This is a genomic window from Candidatus Infernicultor aquiphilus (assembly GCF_002784285.1).
Taxonomy (GTDB): domain Bacteria; phylum Atribacterota; class Phoenicimicrobiia; order Phoenicimicrobiales; family Phoenicimicrobiaceae; genus Infernicultor; species Infernicultor aquiphilus.
In genome coordinates this window covers 1,940-6,966 of the sequence record NZ_PFKO01000311.1, presented here as the reverse complement: position 1 = coordinate 6,966, position 5,027 = coordinate 1,940, and the positions used below count along the sequence as shown (strand labels likewise).

The window sequence follows — 5,027 nt, the reverse complement described above, 5'->3', positions numbered from 1 at the left end:
ATCATTACTAGGCATTATTCACAACCAAATCGGACTGATTGAACTAAATTCTGATTTAGACATTGAGACAGTTACTGAGATATTTATCCGCATTAATTCACAAGGTGTTGTTCTTAGCCAAGCTGATTTTGCTATGTCAAAAATTGCTGCTAATGACATTTATGGGGGAAACGAATTACGAAAATGTATCGATTATTTTTGCCATTTAGCAGTTGCTCCTGAATTCTATCCACAGCTTGCAGATACAGATCAAGAATTTTCCAAAACAGAATATTTTCAGAAAATGTCCTGGTTAAAAAATGAAAAGGATGATTTGTATGATCCATCTTATACAGATATGTTGCGAGTTTCATTTACCTCGCAGTTTAAAAGAGGGCGCTTGGCAGATTTGGTAGCTTTGTTGTCAGGAAGGAATTTTGAAACCCGGGATTATGAAGAATCAATAGCGGAGGAATCCTTTAAAAAGCTAAAAGAAGGTATATTTAATTTTATGAATGAGACAAATTTCAAGCAGTTTGTTATGATTCTACGATCCGCTGGATTTATAGACCCGTCAATGATTCGTTCACAAAATACCATAAATTTTGCCTATATTGTTTATCTTGTGCTGAAGTATCAAAAAATAAATCCCGCTAAAATAGAATCATATATACGCAAATGGTTTGTAATGTCTATGCTTACCAGGCGTTATTCAAGCTCCCCGGAATCATCTTTTGATTATGATGTAAAACGAATTAACGAAATAGGTATTGCTAAATATATAGAAGATGTAGAGGCTGCTGAATTATCAGATGCATTCTGGGAAGCAGGTTTACCACAACAGATGAATACATCAGTCGCCAGTAGTCCATATTTTAATGTCTATCTCGCTTCCCAAGTTTATGCAAAAGACAAAGGGTTTTTATCTCGAGATATAAATGTGTATGATCTTATTGCCTTCAAAGGAGATGTTCACCATCTGTTCCCGAAGAATTATCTCAAGAAGCATGGCTTGACGCAGAATAAATATAACCAGATTGCAAATTATGTAATGATGCAGAGTGAAATTAACATAGCAATTGGCGATAAATCTCCCGCAGATTATTTCTCTAAATTGTTGGAGTATTGTAGCAATGGAAATGAAAGAACTGCTTATGGAGCGATTACAGATTTAGATGAAATTAAAGATAATTTTACTATACACTGTATCCCCGAAGGAATGGAAAATAAAAATATCGATCATTATGAAGAGTTTCTACAAGAACGTAGAAAACTAATGTCGAAGAAAATAAAGAATTACTATTGGAAACTTTAGAATTGAAGATAATTCGTCAATGATAAGGATTTAACCACAAGAATCGAGGTTTTAAGATGATTTTTTTTCTATTCTCAAAAATATCATTTAAAATCCCTGAACCTATTGCTTTAATCGAATGTTACTGCTACCAAAATGATTTTTATGCTAAATACGACCTACTTCTAGAGCATAGAGATAGGAAAATTGAGGATGTAAATAAAATTGGCGCACGTATTAAGAAAGAAGTACTTTCAGAATGTAAAAAAATAACTGAAAGTACAAAGAGCTTAAGTATATTTAAATATAATCTTGAGCAGTTTTTAGATCTGGAAGAGAAAGACAGAGATGAGCAGATTAAAGAACTAAATGAATCTGTTATTCAGGAATTGTTAAAGATCAATGGAATTGGTTTGTCTAAAGCTACAAAGATTTTACATACTCTTTATCCAAAAATCATTCCCATGATTGATAACGCCCTTCAAAAGAAATACCGTCAATTAATTAATGATGTATGGACGGAAAATAGATCCGATAAAATCTTTATTGGTTTTTATAAAAATCTACAAATAGAATCTAATCGGAAAAATTTAAATTATATCTTTGATAAATTATTGGAAAATAATATTCACCATTTAAGCAAGATAAGAATATTTGATATTCTTTGGTGGTCATACCTTAAAGCTGAAAGATTGAAGGAAGAACAGAGGATTAATTGGACTTCAATAGAATCTTAGATAAATCCTATATTTATCGATTTATATTTTGTAAACAATTTTTAAATCAATTGTAATTTTATTTTTAAACAAAGAGAGGTGGATTAGTAATGAATTGTATAATAAATAAAGATGATATTGATAACGCTATTACAAAGACCTGTATTGAGATTATTCAAGAACCGTTACTTTATTTTTCAGAAGCAGATAATCAACAATTATTAGCTGAAGGACTTAAAAAGATTGAAGCACTTAAAAAACTTTATCCTACCCTTGTTCATAAGGGAAAAAATTCCAAATCCTTCTATAAAACATCACTTTTGCATCGTGAATATGGTGGAGGGGCTGGCACAAGGATTGATATTGTTATTTTCTCGGAGAATGATGTAAAACAAATTGATGATTTAAATTTAAAAATAGGCAAGAAATATATAACACCTGAATTCGCATTTGAGCTTGGTACTGAAAAAACAATTAATATTGAAAAGCATCTAATAAATGATATTAAAAAATTAAATAAAGTGAGAAATACAGGGTATATAATCCACATTTATAAAGATAGAACTAAATCACCGACAGGTACAAAAAAGAGAGATAATACTGTAGAAAAAATTAAAAATGCTTTTAAAATTGTTTTTGAAAATAATAAATGCACAAATGGCAAAATTAAGAAATTAGCCATTCTTTTAAGTCCATTTAAAGATCAGACGTTAACAAAGGGAAAATGTAAAATATTTAATGGTAATATATGGGAAAATGTTAACGTAGCCGACAAAAGTGCTTTGAGAAAAAAAATTATTGACCAATTAAATTGAATTACAAAAAATGCTTATTACTAGGGGAAACAATCAAACCAACAGGAAAGTGAATTAAATAATGCATAAAACTATTCATCTAGCTATTTTTAATTACGGTAATTAACAGGTGATTTTAATATTTTTATGAGGGAGTGATAAGAAATGAATTATCTGACTAAATCTTTATATATGAGTGGACAACAATGCCCAAGGATTTTATGGTTTTCTTCTAGAAATCAATTGCCAGAACTTTCTTTGTATGATCAACATAAATTTGCCCAGGGAAGAGAACTTGAGAAATATGTAAAAAAACTTTTCCCGGACGGTACAGATTTAGGGAATCTTGAGCATGGTGAAAATATTAAAGAGACTCAAAATTTAATTAGTAAAAGTAAGACAATTTTTGAAGCGAGTATGGTTTATAAAAATCTTTTCTTTAAAGGTGATATCCTTGAATGCTCAAGTGATGGTTGGAATCTTTATGAAATAAAAGCTTCAACGGAAGTGAAGAAAGAGCATATTCCTGATTTAGCATTTCAAAAATTTGTTTGTGAAAAAAGTGGAATCAATATAAAAAAATGTTTTATTAAATATATTAACAAAGAGTATATTAAGCGAAATTCTATCGATCCCATAGATTTAGTATTAAAGGAAGATGTAACTGAGAAAGTCAATCAAGTTAAGAATGTTGAGGAAAATTCAGAGGAATATATTAGAATAATCGAACAAGGTAATCCTCCTGAAATATTAATATCAAAAAATTGCAATAATCCATACGTATGTCCCTTGAAAAAAGCATGCTGGGGTAATCTGCCGGAATATCATGTTTTACAGTTGACTGACTGGCGAAAATATTGGGAGTTATTTGAAGATGGAATATTAGATATAAAAGATATTCCTAAGAATGTAAAGTTATCTCTAAAAGACCAACTGATAAAAAAAGCAGTTGATGAAAATAAAATTTTAATTACAAAGGATAAGATAAGTGATTTTTTAAAAGATTTACAATATCCGCTTTACTATTTTGATTTTGAAACCTTTGATACAGCTATTCCTATATTTAATCAGTCTAAACCATACCAAAAAATCCCCTTCCAATATTCGCTTCATATCCAAGATGAAAATAATAAAGTAAATCATCTTGATTTTCTTGCACAGGGGGAGAAAGACCCTAGGCCCTCTTTATTAAGGAAATTGAAGAATGAAATTGGCAAAACTGGTGATATTATTGTCTATCATAAGTCCTTTGAAATAGGTATTCTTAAAGATTTAGCAAGAGATTTTCCTGAAAATAAAGATTGGATTGAAAATATGATAGATAGAATTATTGATCTAGAAGAACCATTTAAGAAATTGTATTATTATCATCCAAAACAAAAAGGAAAGACTTCTTTGAAAGTAGTTCTTCCCGCAATTACAGGAAAAGATTATTCAGAGGATAATAGGGACAGATACCTATTTTATTTCAAGAAATTAGGGTGAAAAATAAGTGAAAAACAAAAAGACTTTGATTGGCTTAAATTTATCTGTCTTTATAATGATGCTTGGCGTAGGAATGATTATGGCTTTGCTTCCACAAAGAATAATCGTTCTAACAGGTTCAGGAGCAACTGTAGGCTATTTAGCTTCTGCCTTTGCGATCTCATATATCATTTTACAAGTACCAATAGGTAACCTATCTGATAGATATGGTTTTAAATCCTTCTTGTTTTTGGGGTATTTAATATGTTTTATAACAGGAGTTATATATTACTTTTCCAACCATGCCAATCTATATTTTTTAGGTAGAGTATTTCAAGGCATGGGCGAAGCTCCTATATGGGCGTTAGCGCCTGCATTATTGTCGATTAAGTATCCCGGTTCGAAAGGGAAGGTAATAGGAATTTATAATGCATCTATCCATATTGGGCTTACCATCGGACCCTTATTAGGGATCCTTCTTTCCAATTATTTGATAGGAAATAAACCATTCCTATTTTATGTGGGTGTTTGTCTGATAGGTGCCCTAATTCTATTGTTTAGCGTCGAAAAGGTTAATAATAATGAATTTCAAGAAAAACAAACCATTAATTTTAGAAACATTATTGAATTGGTAACAACCAGCAATTCTCTTGCAGCTCTAGTAGGAATTACTCTTTATGGTGCAGGATATGGGATTTTTTTAACCACGATTCCTTCGTTTTTAATCATTAATAAAAATTATAATCAAACCTTTGTTGGTATATTTTTTTCCTTATTTTA

The 5,027-nt window shown here is 30.4% G+C and carries 5 protein-coding genes; all 5 read left to right on the top strand.

What is annotated here, in order from left to right:
- On the top strand, positions 1-1,294 hold a 1,294-nt coding region (locus COZ07_RS08655), incomplete at its 5' end, for a hypothetical protein (protein WP_406608165.1).
- A gap of 56 nt (positions 1,295-1,350) precedes the next feature.
- Positions 1,351-2,010 (top strand): hypothetical protein, encoded by a 660-nt coding sequence (locus COZ07_RS08650; protein ID WP_406608164.1) that lies wholly within the window; start codon positions 1,351-1,353, stop codon positions 2,008-2,010.
- Positions 2,011-2,099: 89 nt separating this feature from the next.
- Positions 2,100-2,804, top strand: a complete 705-nt coding sequence (locus COZ07_RS08645; RefSeq protein WP_406608163.1) for a hypothetical protein — start codon at positions 2,100-2,102, stop codon at positions 2,802-2,804.
- Between the two features lie 144 nt (positions 2,805-2,948).
- The gene (locus COZ07_RS08640) at positions 2,949-4,268 is read left to right on the top strand and encodes a DUF2779 domain-containing protein (protein ID WP_406608162.1); all 1,320 of its coding nucleotides are present in this window, start codon (positions 2,949-2,951) and stop codon (positions 4,266-4,268) included.
- Positions 4,269-4,275: 7 nt separating this feature from the next.
- Positions 4,276-5,027: MFS transporter (locus tag COZ07_RS08635; RefSeq protein WP_406608161.1), on the top strand; the 752-nt coding region annotated here is incomplete at its 3' end.